The organism is Herbidospora mongoliensis, from assembly GCF_001570545.1.
Classification (GTDB): Bacteria; Actinomycetota; Actinomycetes; order Streptosporangiales; family Streptosporangiaceae; genus Herbidospora; species Herbidospora mongoliensis.
In genome coordinates this window covers 159,845-176,099 of the sequence record NZ_BBXD01000009.1, presented here as the reverse complement: position 1 = coordinate 176,099, position 16,255 = coordinate 159,845, and the positions used below count along the sequence as shown (strand labels likewise).

The following is a 16,255-nucleotide window of genomic DNA, read 5'->3' as shown; positions in this document are numbered from 1 at the left end:
GCCCGTGCCGTGGGCGCCCTCGGCGTTTTGGCGGAGGCCTGCTACGCCTCCGGCGCCCAGCAGCTGTTCGCCTGCATGTACGACGAGCAGTAGCCCATCGCTGACGAGGCGCCCGTCTCGATGGCGCCGTGGCCCTCCATCACGATCGAGTCGGCCGACAGGACGTCGATCGCCTCGACCTCCAGGCCGGACAGGTCAAGGGGGAGCTTGTCCATGACGTTCTCCTTCTCTTTCACTGATCTGTGTGTTCCGGACGTGCCTTCGGACCTCCTTCCCGCGGATCGGGGAACCGGAGGACCAGGTCTGGCCCCCGGGACCTGGGGACCCCGACGAGCAGGGACGACAGGCTCCGCGCCGGGCCCGTCAGGCCCAGGACGCGGTCGGTCGCCTCGCCGGCGCCGTCGGAGTGGATGCGGGAGGTGAGACCCAGCGCGGCGGCGGCCAGCGTCGCCCGCTGCAGCGACGCGCCGATCTCCACGAGCTGGTCACGGTGGTCGCGCGCGGTGCCCGCCAGGGGGTCACCCACGAGGACGATCATTGCGGCGGCCGTCTTCAGGGCCTCCCGGGTGTTGGCGATGAGGGGCCCTGAACCGAGGGATTCCAGCGGTGCGGCGTGGACCCGCCGGAGGTCGCCGTCGTATTGGTAGGCGGCTTTCGGCAGGCCGTCGACGCGCAGGGCCAGCAGGTAGAGGTCCAGGCCGGGGCAGGTGGCCATGCCTGCCATCGCGACGAGCGTCGTCAGCGGGATGGGCGCCGGGCGGAAACCGTCGACGGGGGAGTGGCGCCTGCGCAGACCGTCGCGGAGATCCACCACGTCGGCCGGTCCGGTGGCCCAGGCCGGGTCCGCTTCCGCTTCGGCGGTCGCCGACAGACGGTCGCGACCCGGACCGGCGGGAACTCCCCTGACGCCGCGCGCGGATGGGTCCGGACGCCTCGCCCGCGCGGCAGCGTCCGCGGTCTGATGCAGGTCGCGGGCCACGCCGGGAGGAAGCGGTCGGGGGAGAGGCCGGGCCTCCGGCGGAAGCGGCCTGGGGAGGGGCCGGATCTCCTGCGGAAGGTCGTCGGACATCCGCGCGCCGTCAGCGGGCGCCGGCGGAGAACACCGGTCCCGGGACCTGGTTCGTGGGTGCGGCAACGCCTGTCCGTTCGGCGTCACGTGCTCGGTTGGTGTCACGTGCAGGACGGCCAGGAGGGATTCGCGGGTTTCGTCCAGCCCGAGGAGGGCGTTGTCGGGGTCGCCGGGGGTGACGGTCAGGCCCAGGGTGGCGGCGACCACCTCCGCCTGGGTGCGCAGCACGCCGATCTCCTGGCAGATCAGGCGGTAGCCGTAGTCGCCGTACTTGAACATGGACCGCCAGAAGACCGCGGTCAGGCAGATCCGCGCCGGGCCGTGGTCACCCGGGCGCAGCACCTCCAGGACCTCGTGGACCGGGTCGTAGTGGAACAGCCCGTCGGGGTGAGCGACATAGGCCTCGATCGGGTACAGGCCGCCCCCGGAGGGCGCCGGACGGCCCGGGATCGCCATCGGGCCCGCGTCCGTGTGCCGCCAGATCACGCGGGTGATGCCGAGCATGCCCCGCAGCAGCGCGCCCAGCGGGTGCGGGGGTTCGACCCATTCGGCCGACGGATGGCGTTTGTGCCGGAGCGGCGCCAGGTCCCACCGGATGTCGAGCGGCCCGCGATCCGCCATCGCCGCCACGTAACGTGCCGCCGCGTCCATCGCGCGCCTCACGGGAACGGGTGCGGGTGGGGGCTGAGATCGCCCACCGCGAGGTCGCGGTCGAGGTAGCCGAGCGCGCGGCCCCGCGTCAGCAGGCGGGGGAGCCCGTGCACCCGCCGGTGGTGGTGGCCGAACGTCATCGGCACCGCCCCCGGCACGATCACCTTCGCGCAGGCGAATCCGCCCGCCGCCGCCTCGGGCGAGGTGGTGTCGACGGCGATCACGTCCATGCCGCTGATCAGGAACCGGGCCACCAGGTCACGCAGGTCGTCGGCCAGGTCGTCGTGGGCCGGCCACTCCGGCAGTTCGCCGACCGTGAGCTCGGCGCCGTCGGACAGGAATTCCAGCCGCTCGTACGCTTTGGGGTGCCCGTACACCATCGGGTGGTGCTCCAGCAGGCGCACCTCGTCGGAGTCGGCCATCAGCCGGGCCGCCTCGCTCTCGTCATAACGGGCGACGTGGTTGGCGAGCATCGGGCCCAGCTCGTCCAGGGCCCGGCGCAGGGCTCGTTCGGGGTCGAGGTGGGCGGCGCCGCCGCACATCGCCTTCGGCCGGTCCGGCCGCCCCGACCGGTCGACGGCGGTGATCCAGAAGACCGGCAATCCCTGTTCGAGGGTGACCACGTGGGCGTGGACGTCGTAGCCGAGCCGGTCGCCGATCCGCTGGGCGGTCATCGGGACGCGCCGGTCGCGCGCCGAACGCAGGTCGACCCGGGGGAGCGGGAGGCGGGCGTACCAGGTGGTCAGGAAGGCGTCCCGTTCGGCGACCTCCAGCAGGCCGTAGAGGATCGCCTCCGCGAGCGACCCGCCGAGGGCGCAGCCGTTGGAACACTCGTAGGCGAAGCCCCGGTCGGGCCGGGGGCCGAAGTAGGCGAACGTCTCCGGCACCAGCACCGGCCCGTTCCGCTGGAACGAGTGGCCCCAGACCCAGGCGGTCTCCCGCGCCGGGTCGAACCGGGTGAACCAGAAACCGGGCCGGTCGTACCAGTCGTCGGGATACAACCCCAGGCGGCGCGGGTCGAGCGCCTGGTCGGCGATGTCGTCGAACGCGGCCCTGACGGTGGTCCGGCGCCCGCGCGGCGAGAGCCCCGCCAGCCGTTCGAGCGCCTCGGCGACGGCGGTCGCCTTCGCGGCGGGCACGTCCTCGCACCGCCCGAACCCGTGATGGCTCTCGTGGGCGGCCCGCGCGGGGTTCAGCCGTGCCACGGCGACCGCGCCGTCCCGTGCGTCGGCGGCCACTGAGCGCACGACGCCCGTCTCCGGGTCGACGTAGCGGCGTTCCAGGTCGGCGAGGTCGAGGGTGGCGACCCGGAAACCCGACACCTTCGGCTGCGGCGTGAAGACGAACGGGCGTGGCCCGTCCGGCGGCCGGTCGCCGCAGACCTCGCAGAACGGGTCGGGCAGGAACGGGTGGCGTTCCAGCGCGCCGGTGCGGACCGGCATCCGGAGCATCGCGCCGCTCGTCAGCGCGGCCGACGGGTCGGCCAGCAGGTTCTCGACCTCTTCGGCCACCAGTTCGCCGACCGTCCCGGCCACGAGGGAGGTGAGGAGGGCGGGGCGGTCGCGCAGACGTACAAGGAAGTGCTCCCGGTTCCCGGCACGTCGCCGCGCCACACAGGTGGGACAGCCCGGCCTGCCGGGGAAGGCGGTGGGACCGATCACGACATGCCCCGCTTCGGTGTGCACGGGCAACCACGGCACGCCGTAACGCCGCCGCCCGATGTCGTCGGCGTCGCTGGCGACCACGACGACGTCACCCGACCGCACCCGCGCCCTGATCGCCTCGAAGAGCCGCCCCGACCCCACCACGTGGGGGATCACGACGTCACCCGCGCCGCGAACGCCGGCCCGTCGACGGGCGACGAGACGGCGGTTCCGCCGATCGGATGTCCCTCGCTCGCCCACCGCACGGGCGGTTCGAGGCCGGTCTGCGCCCGCAGCAACACCCGCTCCAGCCCGGCGCGCAACCCGAGCGACACGATCGGCGGGCGGCCCGGCACCTCGAACCGCAACACCGCCGAGCCCGGGATCTCCCGGACGACCGGCACCTCACCGGACGCCACGACCTGCCGCCAGAGCGGCCCGTCCTGCGGCACGGGCACCTCGCCCCCCGCCTCCGCCCGCGCCGCCCCGGCCTCGAGCCGCTGCCGGTGGGCCGCCGAGACGGCGTCCTCCCAGGTCAGCCCCGCACCGACGAAACCGTCGCCGGAGTCCATCGCGAACACCGCCAGCAGACACCGCAACCGCGCCGTGTCGTGATCCGCACCCCACCCGACGACCTCGCCATCACCCACCAGCGCCCGCACGACGGAGAGCGGCCCCTGCGGATAGACACCCTCGTCGAGAACCGTGATCACCCCCATCCGGGGGTCCACCAGATCACGACAGAGCACGAAGAACCGGTCCCGAGCGCCCGCATCGATCGAGGCATCGTGCCCGTCGAACCCCGCCGCATCCGGAAGCTCCGGGCTCCCCTCACCGGCGTCGCGGTTCCCGCCGCCCGCCGGGATCCGCGACGCGTGGGCGGATCCGGACACCTCCGCCGGGTCCCAGTGCAGCCCCGCGAAACGGTGGATCGTGGTGTCCAAGCTGCGCAGATCAACGCGTGTGAACGCGCGCCGCGCCTCCGTGAGCCCCGTCACCGCAGAGAAGACCCCCAGCGCCACCTGGGACGCCAGCACGTGGGGGACCGCGCCGCGCAACCAGTCGCCCCGCGTCCCTTCGCGGAGGGACAGCCGTCCCCACCCGGTAGCCGCGTCGGTGGTCCCGGGCGGTCCGGCGGAGGTCAGCCAGGCCTCGTCGTCGCAGATCAGCACCTGCGCGAGCACCACGTCGGCGGGGCAGGCGAGCGCCCCGGCCAGCAGTTCCTCCCGGGAGGTGCTGACCTGCACCAGAACGTCCCCGCCGGAGACCACCACCTCGCGCCAGCCCACCGACCGGAGACACTCGACCAGCGCCGGGACCAGCTCCCCGGTCCCCGTCACGCGCAGCGTCGAGTTCCGCACCGGGGCGAATCGCCCCGGGTGTCCGGCGAAGGCGATCTCGGCCGCGTAGGTCTCCAGCTCCTCGGCGGACAACCCGTGAGCGGGAACCCCGGCGTCATCGACGACGAACCGCAGTTCGGCCAGCCGTCCGACCAAGCCGGTGACCAGGTCGCGCTGGACCTCGGGCAGGCCCGAGGTCAGCTCGCCCAGGGTCAGGGCCCCATCGAGGCGTGGGGCCAGCCGTTCCAGCAGGGCCAGCGCGTGGGGTCCGCGCAGTGTCGCCGCCCCGTGATCCCCGTGAACGTGAACCCCTCCGGGGCACTCGACCCACCGCACGTCGGGGCGTAATCGGGGCCGAATCATCTCCACATTTAGTGGGAGCGCTCCCATAGCTTCACAATACCGTCGACCGATTTACCTCACAAGCCCTATATTTCAGGCGTATGACATTTCCTCGACCCCGGATGATCAGCATCGACTGCCCGACGTGGCCTTTCCGGTGAAACGCGGCCCGTCCATTCAGCCGAGGAAATGACATATCCGAAATTGGCGCGCCTAGGAATTGACAAAGCGGCCTTTACCTGTCCTCGCCCCCGACTGTTGGCAGGAGCGGAATGTGCCGTGTCGTTTGTGGGTGTTTCGCCGGCGGCGGTGGGGACCTGCTGGATCGGCCGGCGCCCTCGTGGGTTGCCGGGCAGGCCGCGGATGCCCTCGCGCTGCGTCAGCATCTCGACCGTGTGGTAGGCGACGATCAGGCCGCTGCCCAGTTTGAGCTCGGCGTGGACGCGCCGCGACCCGTAGGCGCCGCGGGAGGCGGCGTGGATCTGCCGGATCCGCTCGGTCAGCCACGCGTGACGCAGCGACCGGGGTGACGGGGGCCGGTTCCGCCAGGCGAAGTAGCCCGATTCGGAGACGTTCAGCACCCTGCAGGCGACCTGGACCGGCAGGCCTCATCGGCCATCACCGCGATGGCTTCGAACCGTCTTCTGGGGGCACCACCTCTCGCACCAGCTCGATCGCCCGATGGGTGACGGCCAGTTCGGTCTCCAGCTCCCGGATCCGTTTGCGGGCGGCCAGCAACTCGGACTGCTCGGTCGTGGTCGCTCCGGGGAGCCGTCCGGTGTCGATCAGGTTTTGTTTGCGCCAGACGTAGATCGTCTGCTCGCTGATGCCCAGATCGCGGGCGACATCCCGGCGCGATGTCAGTGTGCATGCAGGCGCAACCCCATGTGGATCGCCGCCATCGGATGGCGACGCCTTGCGGGGCCAGAGCCCGGCTTCTCCGCCGTGTGCCTCGGTTGTGGATCATTGGCCGCTCGGTGGCAGTCAGATGCAGCCGCACGTGAACGGCTATGATTTCCGCTGCCGAAAGAGGCCTCCGGTCACGGCGCGGACTGCGGGGGGACCGGCCAGGGTCACGAAAACGGCGAAGACGGCCGGAATGAGGAGCGCCGTCCCGAGCGACTCGACCTCCGCGACGTATCCGATGACCGCCGGCCCGATCAGGGCTCCGCCGAAGCTGATCGTGGTGACCGCCGACAGCGCTCGTCCCGGGCGGCTCGCCATCGCCCCGACCGTACTGAAGATCACCGGGACGACCGTTGCCATGCCGACCCCGACCAGGCTCCAGCCCGCGATCGCGCAGGCGACGGCGCCCGTACCGGCGAAGGAGGCGGCCAGCACGAGGGCGTATCCGGTGGAGGCGACGGATCCGGCGAATCGCATGGTCCGGGCGGGGCCGAGCCGGGCGCGCAGCGGGTCGCCGAGGAAACGGGTCACGGTCATCGCCGCCGCGAAGGCGGTGTAGACGACGGACGCGGTGGCCGGTTCGGCCGCGAGTTCCCATCGGGCGTGCACGGCGGCCCAGTCGGTGGCGGTCGCCTCGCTGAGATACGCGGCGAAGACCACTCCGCCCATGAGCGCGATCATGCCGGCACTCAGCACGACCGGACCGCCGACGTTCTCGGCGTCTTCTCGGCCGGACGTGGACACGGTGAGCAGGAAAGGCCCGGGGACTATCGAGACCACGATCACCGCGACCGCGACGGACACCATCAACGTCCGCACGTCCGCGCCCGCCGCCAGGGCCGCCGTGATCACCGCGCCGCCGATCACCCCGCCCAGGCTCCACACGCCGTGCAGGCTTCCCATGACGGGCTTGCCGAGGCCGCGCTCCACCTCGACGCCGTGCACGTTCAGCGCGATGGTGACCGCGCCCGTGGCGGCCCCGAACGGCACCACGGCGACGGCCAAAACCCCGTAGGACGGCGCGAGTGCCACCCCGCACAGCATTGACGCGCAGACCGGCGCGGCGACCCGGAGCAGCCGGCGGCTGCCCCACCGGTCGGCCACCCGGCCGGCGATCGGCATCGTGGCGAGCGCGCCCACCGCCAGCAGGAGCAGCAGCGTGCCGATCCGGCCCGGACCCAGGTCGAGCCGCTCGTCGACCGCGGGCAGGGTCGCCACCCACAACGCGCTCAGCACCCCGGCCAGCCCGTAGAACACTGACAGCGCCGCCCGGGCGCGGGAGTCCGCGGATCGCTCAGGCATCGACGCGGTGTTCGTGTGCACAGCGGCCCGCGACCGTCGTCAGGTCCCGCAGGCTCGCGAGGTCGAGGTCGGCGCCCGCGACACCGCGCACCCCCGCCACCGCCATCCCTGCGGCCTGCCCGGACCGGACGCCCGCCGTCGCGTCCTCGACCACCAGGCAGTGCCGTGCGTCGACGCCCAGGAGTTTCGCCCCCAGGAGGTAGCAGGCCGGATCGGGCTTGCCCTGGTCGATGTCGTCGGCGGTCACGAGGACCGGGGGCTGCGGCAGCCGGGCGGCCCCTATCCGAGCCAGCGCCAGCGGGCGGGGACTCGAGGTCACGATGCCCCAGCGGACGCCGAGATCGTCGTAGGAGGTGAGCAGGTCGACGGCTCCCGGCATCGCCGTGACGCCGTCGAGGTCGGCCTCCTCGAGACGCAGGTTCTCCTCGGAGTCCGCGACGACTTCGGCGGAGGTCAGGCCGACGGCCAGTTCGGCGATCGTCTCGATCCCTGGTCGTCCCGGCGAGACTTTCATGATCACTTGCAGGTCGACGCCGCGTTTGACCGACCAGGCCGCCCAAGCCCCGGCCACTGCGGCGTCGGAGTCGACCAGTGTTCCGTCCAGGTCGAACAGCACCGCACAGAAGTCGCGCACGAGCACCTCGTCATATTGGGGGAATGTTTTGTTCTAGGCAAGAGCATAATCGGGGGATCATGGATGCCACAATGGGAGGCGTGCACGCGCCCACGACCAGCACCGAGCTGCGGCTCCACAACCTGAACCGGCTGCTGCGCGCCGTGCACGCCGGTGGAGGAGAGCTCACCCGCTCCCAGCTCACCCGCGAGCTCGGGCTGGCCCGGGGCACCGCGACCGTCCTGATGGGCGAGCTGGCCGCCGCCGAGATGGTCCTGGAACGGCCGCTGGCCGACCGGGCGCGCGGACGGCCGACCCACCTGGTCGGGCCCCACCCGCGAGGGCCGATCGCGCTCGCCGCCGACCTGCGGGAGGACTCCTGGTCCATCACGGCCGCCGCGCTCGGCGGCGCCTCGGAGATGCTCGAATGCCGCCACCACACCGCCGGGCTCGCCACCGACGTGCTGGCCGAACTGTCCGGCGCGCTACGGCGGCGCATGGCCGAGCTCGACGGACGGGTGGTGGGCATCGGCATCTCGGTCCCGGCCAGTGTGCGTGACGGCCGCGTCGTGGACGCGGTCCATTTGGGCTGGCACGACGTCGACCTGGTCTCCCTGCTGCGGCTCGACGGCCACCCCCTTGTCCGGCTTGGCAACGACGCCACTCTCGCGGCGCTCGCCGAGGCGCGGCGGGGCGCCCTGCGCGGCGTCGGACTCGGCCTGCACCTGCACGTCTCCCTCGGCGTCGGCGGGGCGCTCGTCGTCGGAGGACGTCCGCTGACCGGAGCGCGCGGCATGGCGGGGGAGTTCGGCCACCTGCCCCTGGCGGGCGACCCCGGCCAGGCGTGCGCCTGCGGTCAGCGCGGATGCTGGGACCTCGACGTGGGGGCCAACGCGCTGATCCGGCACCTCGACCAGGACATCCCGGTCGACCGGCGGCTCGACCACGCCGAGCGGCTGATCGCCCAGGCGGCCGGCGGCGACTCGGCGAGCGGCCGGGCGGTCGAGACGATCGCGCGGGCATTCGGCCGGGGGATCGGGGCCCTCGTCAACGCGCACGACCCCGAGGCCGTGACCCTGTCCGGTCTGGGGGCCCAGCTCTACGAGGCGGCCCCCCAGACCGTGACGGCGGGTTGCGAGGAGGCGCTCATGGCGTTCCGGCGTCAGAGCCCGGCCCTGATCGTGTCGTCCTGCCTCGGCGCTGCGGCACCGCGCATCGGCACCGCCGAAATGGTCTTCGACGCCTTTCTCACCGCGGAGGGCCTGCGAACCTGGCGCACCAACCGGATCACCAGCTCCTGACGACCTGCCCTGCAGGTCTCCACGCTCCACCGGACCCCGCCGGTGTCCCGGTCAGGGTGGAACCTGCTCCACACTCACAGCGTGGGTCGTCCAGACGTCCCCGGTGAGCCTGCCTCCCGGGACCGGGCTATGCAGGCATCGGGCGCTGCGGAGTTGCGGCCGACCTACCGCGTGTCCTCCCGGCAGCCCGGAATCCCGCCCTGGTTCATCGCCGAGAGCATCGTTTCCCTCACCGGGCATTCTGATTCTCGTCGCGTTTGGAGCCGTTGTCTGGGATCTTGTACGCCTCATTCCCGCGCCCCAAAATGTGGCGAGGTAGGGTCCGGGCCAGCAACGCGATCTTGGCGGACGAACGCACCACAGGGGAGGAGGCGTGATGAGCCCGCATGAGGTACGAATGCGGCCGGTGACAGAGGACGATCTCGCCATGTTCCGGCGTTTCGCCACGGAGCCGGGATTGATCGGCCTCGACTGGACGGGGTTCCGCGACGCACAGGCCCCGGCGCGGCGCTACGCTACCGACGGCTACCTGGGCGACGATGACAGCAGGGTCATAGTCGAGGTCGACGGCACGGCCGCGGGCATCATGAGCTGGTCGTCCCGAGGGTTCGGGGTCTCGCGATACTGGGAGATAGGGATCGCCCTGCTTCCGGACTGGCGTGGGCGTGGCATCGGGTGGCGCGCGCAGGCGATGCTCTGCGACTACCTGTTCACTCACACTCCCGTCGAGCGCATCCAGGCGGCCACCCACCCGGAGAACATCGCAGAACAGAAGTCGCTGGAGAAGGCCGGCTTCATACTGGAGGGCGTCCTACGCGCGGTGGAGTTCCGCGCCGGTCAGTGGCGCGATGGCTGGATGTACAGCAGACTGCGGAACGATCCGCCTCCGGCCGGTCACTGAGCCATCCTTGCCCTGGGCCCGTTGCGTGCCCGTGCGGTCGGTAACCAGCGGGGAATACGAGGACTCACGGTCACTCGCCCCGCGTACGCATGTCTCCCCTTCCAGCCGTCCGCTCAGCCGCGTGCGGTCCGTCCCCGAACCGTCCTCGTCACGCGAGCTCACAGCAGAGCGCCCGGCGCCGTCCCGTGGGGTAGGACAGGTTCGCCCACACGGGCTACTGCGGATCCCTGTTGGGCCCTGAATGGTGGCTTCCCGCCGCCGTGGCGGCGCTGTGCACGGGCGTGACCGGGGAGATGTGGAACGATGGTGGCGGTTCCGTCAGGAACTCGCCGGCATTCGCATTCTGCGGACGCTCACCACATCGGACGTGTCGGCGGTGGTCGTCAAGAATCCGCCCGAGTGGCGCGGCACTCGTCGTACGGGCTACTGGGACCCTCATGACAGAGACGCGACACCCGCAGGACGGTATTTCATCAGCACGACGCCGGAGGGAAAGGGTTCGGCGGAGACCAGCTCCAGTTCCAAGGGGTCCCGTCCGTCGTCGAACAGTGCCTTGCCCCGGCGGAGGAACACGGGGTGCACCAAGAGGTGAAATTCGTCGACGAGCCCGAGATCGCCGAGGGACCGGATCACCCCTAGGCTGCCGTAGACCACGAGGTCCCCGCCGGAACCGCGCTTGAGTTCATCGATCTCATCGGCCTCGACGCGGTCGATCCTGCGGGTGTTCCGCCACGTCGCGGTTCGACCCGAGGCGGAGACGACGATCTTCTCCAGGGCGTCGAGGCGCCGGGCGTAGGCGAGCACCTCATCGGGTTGATCGGGACTCTGGGCGGCTTTCGGCCAGTGTCCGGCGAAGTCGCCGTGGGTGACCCGGCCCAGCAGCAGGCCGCCGGCGGTGTCCACCAGGTCCTGCTCGTACTTCTGGAGTCGTTCGTCGACCAGCAGCCAGCCCATCTCGTCCTGCGGGCCCGCGACGAAGCCGTCGAGGGTGATCCACATCGAGACCACGATTCTGCGCATCCGCGTCTCCTTCGGATTCATCGGTCGCCGCGGAGGGCGGCCATGACGGGTTGCGGCGTCTTTTCGGGGAACCGCTCCCGGAAGTCAAGGACGCCGGCCCAGGCCGGTCGCAGGGCGATGCGGACCATCCGCAACCCTGGCCGGTCGATCGCCTTCACGTATGCGGCGCCCGCCTCCTCGCCCATCGCCGACCGTTGCATCTCGGCGTATTCGGGAAGGACGCCGTCGACCTCGGCGAGCGTGACCCGGCCACGGAGCATGAGCACCTGCGGGAGACCGTCGGCGGTGTCGACGCAGACCGCGACGTCAGGACGGGCCCGCAGGTCCCGGACCTTGTAGTTGCCGGCGAACGCGCCGATCACCAGCTCCTCTCCGGTCCACCGGAAGTTCACCGGGATCAACCGCGGCGTCCCGTCCTTGCCGGGGTACGCCAGGCGGGCGACCAGGGAACTGGTCAGCAGGTTCTGTGCGGTGGGGGTGTCCAGCAGCCGCGTGTCACCTTGCGGCAGCCGCCTCGCTTCTTGGTCGGAAAGGCCCATGGGGCCCAAAGTAAAGTGGGTTGCTCCTAAAAAACAAGCTTTACTCCTAAATGAGGATCGGCGCTAGCCTGGAGGTATGAGCGGAAGACGTAGCTATGGGGACTCGTGCGGTCTGGCCCGTGGCTTCGACGTCATCGGCGAGCGGTGGGCGGTGCTGGTGGTGCGGGACCTCCTGCTCGGCCCCAAGCGCTTCGGCGACCTGCTCGCCGGCCTGCCCGGTGTGAGCCCCAACGTCCTGAGCCAGCGGCTGCGCGACCTGGCCGAGCACGGCGTCGTCCGGCGCGTGGACCTGGGGCCCCCGGCCCGGGTCCACCTCTACGAACTCACCGAATGGGGCCGCGAGCTGGAGCCCATCCTGCTCCAGCTCGGCCGCTGGGGCAGCCAGGCTCCCTCGCCGCCCGACCGCCCGCTCGGAATCGACTCCCTGCTGCTCAGCGTCAAAACGCTCTTCGACGTGACCCGCGCCGCCGAACTCCGCGGCCACTACGAACTCCGCATCGACCAAGACGTCTACGTCACCGAGGTCACCGAGAACGCGCTGCTCATCGACCGCCGACCACCGCCCGGACCGCCCGACGCCGTACTCACCACCGATCTCGACACCCTCCGGAACGTGTGCGAACGGCGCATCACCGTCGACGACGCGGTCGGATCCGGCCTGCTGCACCTCGCCGGCGACGAGCCCGCCCGCCGGCGCCTCACCGACCTTCTCCTGTCCCGCGGATAGGACCTGCGAAGATCTCGGTGCGCCGGGAGTGAGCCGGCCAGTGTCATGGACAGGTCGAGCCTGCGGCGCATGCCGCCGGACCAGGACGCCACCGCTTTGCCGCCGTGACCCTCCCGCGCTCGATGAGCACCGACGGGCGATCTTCACCACCAGGCGACGGCCACCTTTGAATCCCCTGACCTGCTTCTTTCAGCCTAAGTTCAGCCGAAAGAAGCAGAACGGATTCATCAGTGCAGTTCAACGTGGCCCGTTTGACTCGAATCTGTGGAAATCCCCGCCCGGCCTTGTCCGACTACGGCGACCTCATCAGAATCAGTTCAGTCTTCAACTAATTGGTTGGAGGCTCACTTGCACGGATGAGGAGAGGCATGAAGCGCACCATCTTCGTTCTCATCGGCGTCATCGGCGCCATGCTCACCGGCATCAATCCCGCGTCCGCGGCCACCTCCGCGGTCGACTGCTCGGCTGGCGGGTACACGCGGGCGTACAACAGCTATATCCCCACCAACATGGAGCGGGGGGCCATCGACGGGCGTAGCTACAACATCGGCGGCTCGTGGTCGTACGACTACGAGATCTGCCTCGACATCCCGGACACCTCGACGTTCACGATCGAAGTGCGGATCTGGAACAACGGCACACAGACCGCCTTCGTGGACGACCAGCCCGGTGACAAGGTCTTCCGCTTCTCGCTCGCCCCGAACAGCTTCTGGCAGGTCTACGGCACGATGACCGGGCCCGGCAGCACCTACCTCTATTACACCTGGCACGAGAAGCGGCTCTAGTCGCAGCGGGTCCAGCCGCTCTGCCAGGTGGCCGTGGCGAGACGGCCGCTCCAAGCGACGCACTGCTTCTTCGCGAGGAGGCGGATCGGGCCAGGGTATCGCCCTCCAGTCGATACCCTGGGCGCCCCTTCTGCACGCGCAGCAGGGCACCGCGCACGGCGTGAGGCGGGCGGGCGGTGACCCCGTACTCCACTACCGCCCCAACCTGGTCAGTCCCGCATCGATCGAGGGCCTGGGCGAAAGCGGCGGCCCCTCTGACGCGGACCTGGTCATCCCGTTCCCACGGCACCCGAGAGCGAAGGTCCGCGCGGCGGTGCAGGCCCTGCGGGCATGGGACCGGCACGACGATGGAGCGGTGTTCACCGACAGCCCGTTCCACCTGGTCCAGGCCGAACAGCAGCATCGTGATCACGCGATCGTCGAGCAGGTCCTCGCCGACCTGGCCGACGGCCCGCTCGCACACCTTCCCTCCGGCGGCTTCGCCGCGAACGCCGCCTGGCTGACCTGCGCTGCCATCACGCACAACCTGTTGCGTGCGACCGGCTGCCTGGCCGGTTCCGTCCATGCCAGGGCTCGCGGTGCCACGCTCCGCCGGAATCTGATAGCCGTGCCCGCCCGCCTGTCCCGGCACGGACGCGGCCACCTCACCCTCCACCTGCCACGGCATTGGCGCTGGCTCGCCCTGGCTCAATCAAAGGCGCTCAGGTCTTCCTGGCCATCCGCGGCTGCATCTCCACCGTCCGCAAGAACGGCCAAAACGCTGCCCGCGCGCTTCATGACGCGCTTCTCGGCAACCCCTGGACGTAGCTATTCAGGCTGAGGCAGCCCGATAGATCGATCGACGGGGTCATGTGGCCGTGGCTGGTGTGAGCGCTGGTGGGAGCCATGGGCGTCCCGTAGTGAACAACTGCTTGAGAGCGTCGAGTTTGTCGATGCCCCACTTGGCTGCGGTGGACAGGTAGGAGTCGAGCCGGACCGCGTCCCCGGCGACGCGCGTACGCCGGTACAGGTTGTCGCTGAAGCCCTGACTGACCAGCTCGCGATAGCGGGCGAGCAGGTCAGCGAGCACCGGCTCGGGCAGGGCGACCTGACCGGCGGCGCGAGCGGTCTTGGCCGCCTCGTTGGCCTCACACAGCAGCGCGGCCATCGTGGCCGCCCACGCCTGCGGCCTGGGCTCGAACTCGTACAGGTCCTTGAGGTCGCGCAGGAGATGAGCCCCACACCAAAGTCTCATCGACATGCAACGCCGGAGCCGTCCGCAGCAGCTCACGCAAGTGTTCGGCGAACCCACCCCCGGCCAGCAGCGCGGCGACCTTGCCACGGACGGCGGCCGTCCACCCGGTGGCCACCTCCTCGGCCCCGCACCCGTCGCAACCTGACTGCGGACACTCGATCCGCACGTCCGCATTGTCGATGAGCTTCATCGTGGTCCCCGGCTCACCTGGCTGTTTACCGGGATTCCGTCGTCCGCGCTCTCGCTGCGACCGATCCCGCGCCGCCGTCTTCTTCGTATAGATCGAATCCGAACTCGGCGGCTTCCCGGAGTTCCCCGAGCCGCGGCCCTTCTGGCGTTCCAGCTCCTCCACCCGAGCGGCCAGCGTTACCAGTTGCTCGGCTTGTGCCTCATTCGTCGCCCGCAGCGCGGCGACCTGTAAGTCCTTGGCGGTCAGCGCGGCATCCTTCGCCTCGATGATCTCGCGGAGATCCCGGATCACCACCCGAGCCTCGGCCAGCCCCGCTCGTAGCTCAACCAGTTCAGCGGCGAAAGACGGCGACTCGGACACGAAGCCTCATGATCCCGGCAACCCCCATAGTGATCAACTCGGGCGCTCGGGCACGAGTCAGGCACTCACGTCCGACTCAAGCTGAATAGCTACGAGCGCGGCAGTTCCCGAACGGACCTTAGAGGTTGTTTAATCCTGTGAGTTCCGATTAGTGCTGTTCAGGTGTTTCGCCAGGTTGGTGTGCTTTCGCCGGTCAGGCGGCGGGACATATTGTCGATCATCGCGAGGTGGATCATGGCCTCCGAGCTGGCGGGCAGGGTTTCGTAGTCGCGGGCCAGGCGGCGGTGGAACATCAGCCAGCCGAAGGTGCGCTCGACCGTCCAGCGTCGGGGTAGCGGGGTGAATCCCCTGGTGGCGGGCGGGCGTTGGACGATCTGTAGGTCGATGCCGACGGTGGCGGCGTGTTCGACCAGCTGGTGGCGGTAGCCGCCGTCGGCCCAGACCTTGGAGATGGCGGGGTGCTCGGCGGCGATGTGGTCGATGAGGGTGGTGCCGGCGGCGGAGTCCTGAACGCTGGCAGCGGTGACCAGGACCGCGAGCAGAAGTCCGAGGGTGTCGGTGACGATGTGGCGCTTGCGGCCGACGATCTTCTTGGCGGCGTCCACGCCCTGGTCGGTGACCGGGACGTCGGTGGAGGTCTTCACGCTCTGGGCGTCGATGAGGCAGGCGGAAGGCTCGGCGTCGCGGCCTTCGGCGGTGCGGACCAGGCGGCGCAGCAGGCCGCCCAGCTGGACGAAGACCTCATCGTCGCGCCAGGCGGCGAAGTACCAGTAGACGGTGGCCCAGGGCGGGTAGTCGCGGGGCAGGTAACGCCAGGGGATCCCGGTCCGGTCGACGTACAGGATCGCGTTCAGGATGGCCCGCAGGTCGTGGCCGGGTCTGCGGCCGATGCCCAGGGCGGTGGCCTGGCGCCGTTCGCGCCAGGCGGCCAGGACGGGTTCGACGAGGTGCCAGCGGGCGTCGGACAGGTCACTGGGATACTTCTGGTGTTCGTCCATGCGCAGGGCGTATCGCAGGTCGATGGCCCGGTACATTCCCCCGTGAAGTCATATTGTGGAGTCACGCCGGCCAATGCCTCCGGCAGGTCGACGAGCAGAAGGGACGCGGGAGGGCATCGCGGGTCCAGACAGGACCAAACACGCAAAAGACGGCCGCATCCATCCCAGCGGCCCCTCGCGGGAGTACAGGCGCCATCGGAAACGCTCCCCCCGAACCGCTCCGACCAGCGAAAACGGGAGTTAACCGCATACGTGACGATATCTCCGTTTCGCTGTTCAGTGCAGTTCGGGTGAAGCATTTTTGATGGTTCCTGTATTCCCGCTTGGGGCCGCT

The 16,255-nt window shown here is 70.3% G+C and carries 17 protein-coding genes and 1 pseudogene; 5 read left to right on the top strand and 13 right to left on the bottom strand.

Features of this window, described 5'->3' with window-relative positions; all coding sequences use genetic code 11:
* Nucleotides 1–41 precede the first annotated feature (41 nt).
* The 8 genes from AW272_RS05245 to AW272_RS05215 all read right to left on the bottom strand — a co-directional run bounded on the left by AW272_RS05245 (nucleotide 42) and on the right by AW272_RS05215 (nucleotide 7,887).
* Nucleotides 42–215: a hypothetical protein gene (locus tag AW272_RS05245; protein ID WP_156046007.1), complete on the bottom strand. Its 174-nt coding sequence runs from the start codon at nucleotides 213–215 to the stop codon at nucleotides 42–44.
* A 17-nt stretch (nucleotides 216–232) separates the two neighbouring features.
* Nucleotides 233–1,720, bottom strand: a complete 1,488-nt coding sequence (locus AW272_RS41810; RefSeq protein WP_066361440.1) for a nitroreductase family protein — start codon at nucleotides 1,718–1,720, stop codon at nucleotides 233–235.
* Nucleotides 1,721–1,728: 8 nt separating this feature from the next.
* Nucleotides 1,729–3,540 (bottom strand): TOMM precursor leader peptide-binding protein, encoded by a 1,812-nt coding sequence (locus AW272_RS05235; RefSeq protein ID WP_066361439.1) that lies wholly within the window; start codon nucleotides 3,538–3,540, stop codon nucleotides 1,729–1,731.
* Nucleotides 3,537–5,066: a hypothetical protein gene (locus AW272_RS41805; RefSeq protein WP_157518346.1), complete on the bottom strand. Its 1,530-nt coding sequence runs from the start codon at nucleotides 5,064–5,066 to the stop codon at nucleotides 3,537–3,539. Before AW272_RS41805 ends, AW272_RS05235 begins: the two co-directional genes overlap by 4 nt.
* 65 nt (nucleotides 5,067–5,131) lie before the next feature.
* Nucleotides 5,132–5,626 carry an IS3 family transposase gene (locus tag AW272_RS40355; RefSeq protein WP_169807492.1) on the bottom strand — a complete coding sequence of 165 codons (495 nt, stop codon included), beginning with the start codon at nucleotides 5,624–5,626 and terminating at the stop codon, nucleotides 5,132–5,134.
* 37 nt (nucleotides 5,627–5,663) lie between these two features.
* The gene (locus tag AW272_RS45530) at nucleotides 5,664–5,909 is read right to left on the bottom strand and encodes a transposase (protein WP_066361436.1); all 246 of its coding nucleotides are present in this window, start codon (nucleotides 5,907–5,909) and stop codon (nucleotides 5,664–5,666) included.
* A gap of 144 nt (nucleotides 5,910–6,053) precedes the next feature.
* The gene (locus AW272_RS05220; protein WP_066361435.1) at nucleotides 6,054–7,253 is read right to left on the bottom strand and encodes an MFS transporter; all 1,200 of its coding nucleotides are present in this window, start codon (nucleotides 7,251–7,253) and stop codon (nucleotides 6,054–6,056) included.
* Nucleotides 7,246–7,887 carry an HAD-IA family hydrolase gene (locus tag AW272_RS05215; RefSeq protein WP_218010793.1) on the bottom strand — a complete coding sequence of 214 codons (642 nt, stop codon included), beginning with the start codon at nucleotides 7,885–7,887 and terminating at the stop codon, nucleotides 7,246–7,248. The genes AW272_RS05220 and AW272_RS05215 overlap by 8 nt, the downstream gene beginning before the upstream one ends.
* Before the next feature lie 80 nt (nucleotides 7,888–7,967).
* Between AW272_RS05215 and AW272_RS05210 the strand changes: the two genes are divergently transcribed.
* On the top strand, nucleotides 7,968–9,167 hold the full coding sequence (locus tag AW272_RS05210) for an ROK family protein (protein ID WP_083958125.1): 1,200 nt from the start codon (nucleotides 7,968–7,970) through the stop codon (nucleotides 9,165–9,167).
* Nucleotides 9,168–9,543: 376 nt separating this feature from the next.
* Entirely contained in the window at nucleotides 9,544–10,068 is a 525-nt protein-coding gene (locus tag AW272_RS05205) for a GNAT family N-acetyltransferase (protein WP_066361432.1), read from the top strand.
* Between the two features lie 435 nt (nucleotides 10,069–10,503).
* Here the strand turns inward: AW272_RS05205 and AW272_RS05200 are convergent, their stop codons facing one another.
* Together AW272_RS05200 and AW272_RS05195 are read right to left on the bottom strand one after the other, a co-directional pair.
* Nucleotides 10,504–11,088 (bottom strand): dihydrofolate reductase family protein, encoded by a 585-nt coding sequence (locus AW272_RS05200; RefSeq protein WP_066361430.1) that lies wholly within the window; start codon nucleotides 11,086–11,088, stop codon nucleotides 10,504–10,506.
* Nucleotides 11,089–11,105: 17 nt separating this feature from the next.
* A complete protein-coding gene (locus tag AW272_RS05195) occupies nucleotides 11,106–11,627 on the bottom strand; it encodes a pyridoxamine 5'-phosphate oxidase family protein (protein WP_066361429.1) in 522 nt (173 codons plus the stop codon).
* Between the two features lie 76 nt (nucleotides 11,628–11,703).
* Here AW272_RS05195 and AW272_RS05190 point away from each other — a divergent pair, with 76 nt between their 5' ends.
* The 3 genes and pseudogenes from AW272_RS05190 to AW272_RS41800 all read left to right on the top strand — a co-directional run.
* Nucleotides 11,704–12,354, top strand: coding sequence for a winged helix-turn-helix transcriptional regulator (locus tag AW272_RS05190; RefSeq protein ID WP_066361428.1), 651 nt, complete (start codon nucleotides 11,704–11,706; stop codon nucleotides 12,352–12,354).
* 368 nt (nucleotides 12,355–12,722) lie between these two features.
* Nucleotides 12,723–13,139 carry a hypothetical protein gene (locus tag AW272_RS05185; protein WP_066361427.1) on the top strand — a complete coding sequence of 139 codons (417 nt, stop codon included), beginning with the start codon at nucleotides 12,723–12,725 and terminating at the stop codon, nucleotides 13,137–13,139.
* A gap of 394 nt (nucleotides 13,140–13,533) precedes the next feature.
* Nucleotides 13,534–13,815 (top strand): annotated as a pseudogene (locus AW272_RS41800) (IS1380 family transposase); the annotation flags it as partial.
* Nucleotides 13,816–13,986: 171 nt separating this feature from the next.
* Here the strand turns inward: AW272_RS41800 and AW272_RS05180 are convergent.
* The 3 genes from AW272_RS05180 to AW272_RS05170 form a co-directional block, all read right to left on the bottom strand.
* Nucleotides 13,987–14,286, bottom strand: a complete 300-nt coding sequence (locus tag AW272_RS05180; RefSeq protein WP_066361425.1) for a hypothetical protein — start codon at nucleotides 14,284–14,286, stop codon at nucleotides 13,987–13,989.
* Entirely contained in the window at nucleotides 14,267–14,923 is a 657-nt protein-coding gene (locus AW272_RS05175; RefSeq protein WP_066361424.1) for a DUF6444 domain-containing protein, read from the bottom strand. Before AW272_RS05175 ends, AW272_RS05180 begins: the two co-directional genes overlap by 20 nt.
* 158 nt (nucleotides 14,924–15,081) lie before the next feature.
* Nucleotides 15,082–15,921: an IS5 family transposase gene (locus AW272_RS05170; RefSeq protein ID WP_066362488.1), complete on the bottom strand. Its 840-nt coding sequence runs from the start codon at nucleotides 15,919–15,921 to the stop codon at nucleotides 15,082–15,084.
* Between the last annotated feature and the right edge of the window lie 334 nt (nucleotides 15,922–16,255).

Bases quoted from the DNA above. Each gene is read 5' to 3' on its own strand.
- AW272_RS05195 (WP_066361429.1), bottom strand. From the start codon at position 11,627: ATGGGCCTTTCCGACCAAGAAGCGAGGCGGCTGCCGCAAGGTGACACG.
- AW272_RS05220 (WP_066361435.1), bottom strand. From the start codon at position 7,253: ATGCCTGAGCGATCCGCGGACTCCCGCGCCCGGGCGGCGCTGTCAGTG.
- AW272_RS05180 (WP_066361425.1), bottom strand. From the start codon at position 14,286: ATGGCCGCGCTGCTGTGTGAGGCCAACGAGGCGGCCAAGACCGCTCGC.
- AW272_RS41810 (WP_066361440.1), bottom strand. From the start codon at position 1,720: ATGGACGCGGCGGCACGTTACGTGGCGGCGATGGCGGATCGCGGGCCG.
- AW272_RS05190 (WP_066361428.1), top strand. From the start codon at position 11,704: ATGAGCGGAAGACGTAGCTATGGGGACTCGTGCGGTCTGGCCCGTGGC.
- AW272_RS41805 (WP_157518346.1), bottom strand. From the start codon at position 5,066: ATGATTCGGCCCCGATTACGCCCCGACGTGCGGTGGGTCGAGTGCCCC.
- AW272_RS05185 (WP_066361427.1), top strand. From the start codon at position 12,723: ATGAAGCGCACCATCTTCGTTCTCATCGGCGTCATCGGCGCCATGCTC.
- AW272_RS05205 (WP_066361432.1), top strand. From the start codon at position 9,544: ATGAGCCCGCATGAGGTACGAATGCGGCCGGTGACAGAGGACGATCTC.
- AW272_RS05245 (WP_156046007.1), bottom strand. From the start codon at position 215: ATGGACAAGCTCCCCCTTGACCTGTCCGGCCTGGAGGTCGAGGCGATC.
- AW272_RS05200 (WP_066361430.1), bottom strand. From the start codon at position 11,088: ATGCGCAGAATCGTGGTCTCGATGTGGATCACCCTCGACGGCTTCGTC.
- AW272_RS05170 (WP_066362488.1), bottom strand. From the start codon at position 15,921: ATGGACGAACACCAGAAGTATCCCAGTGACCTGTCCGACGCCCGCTGG.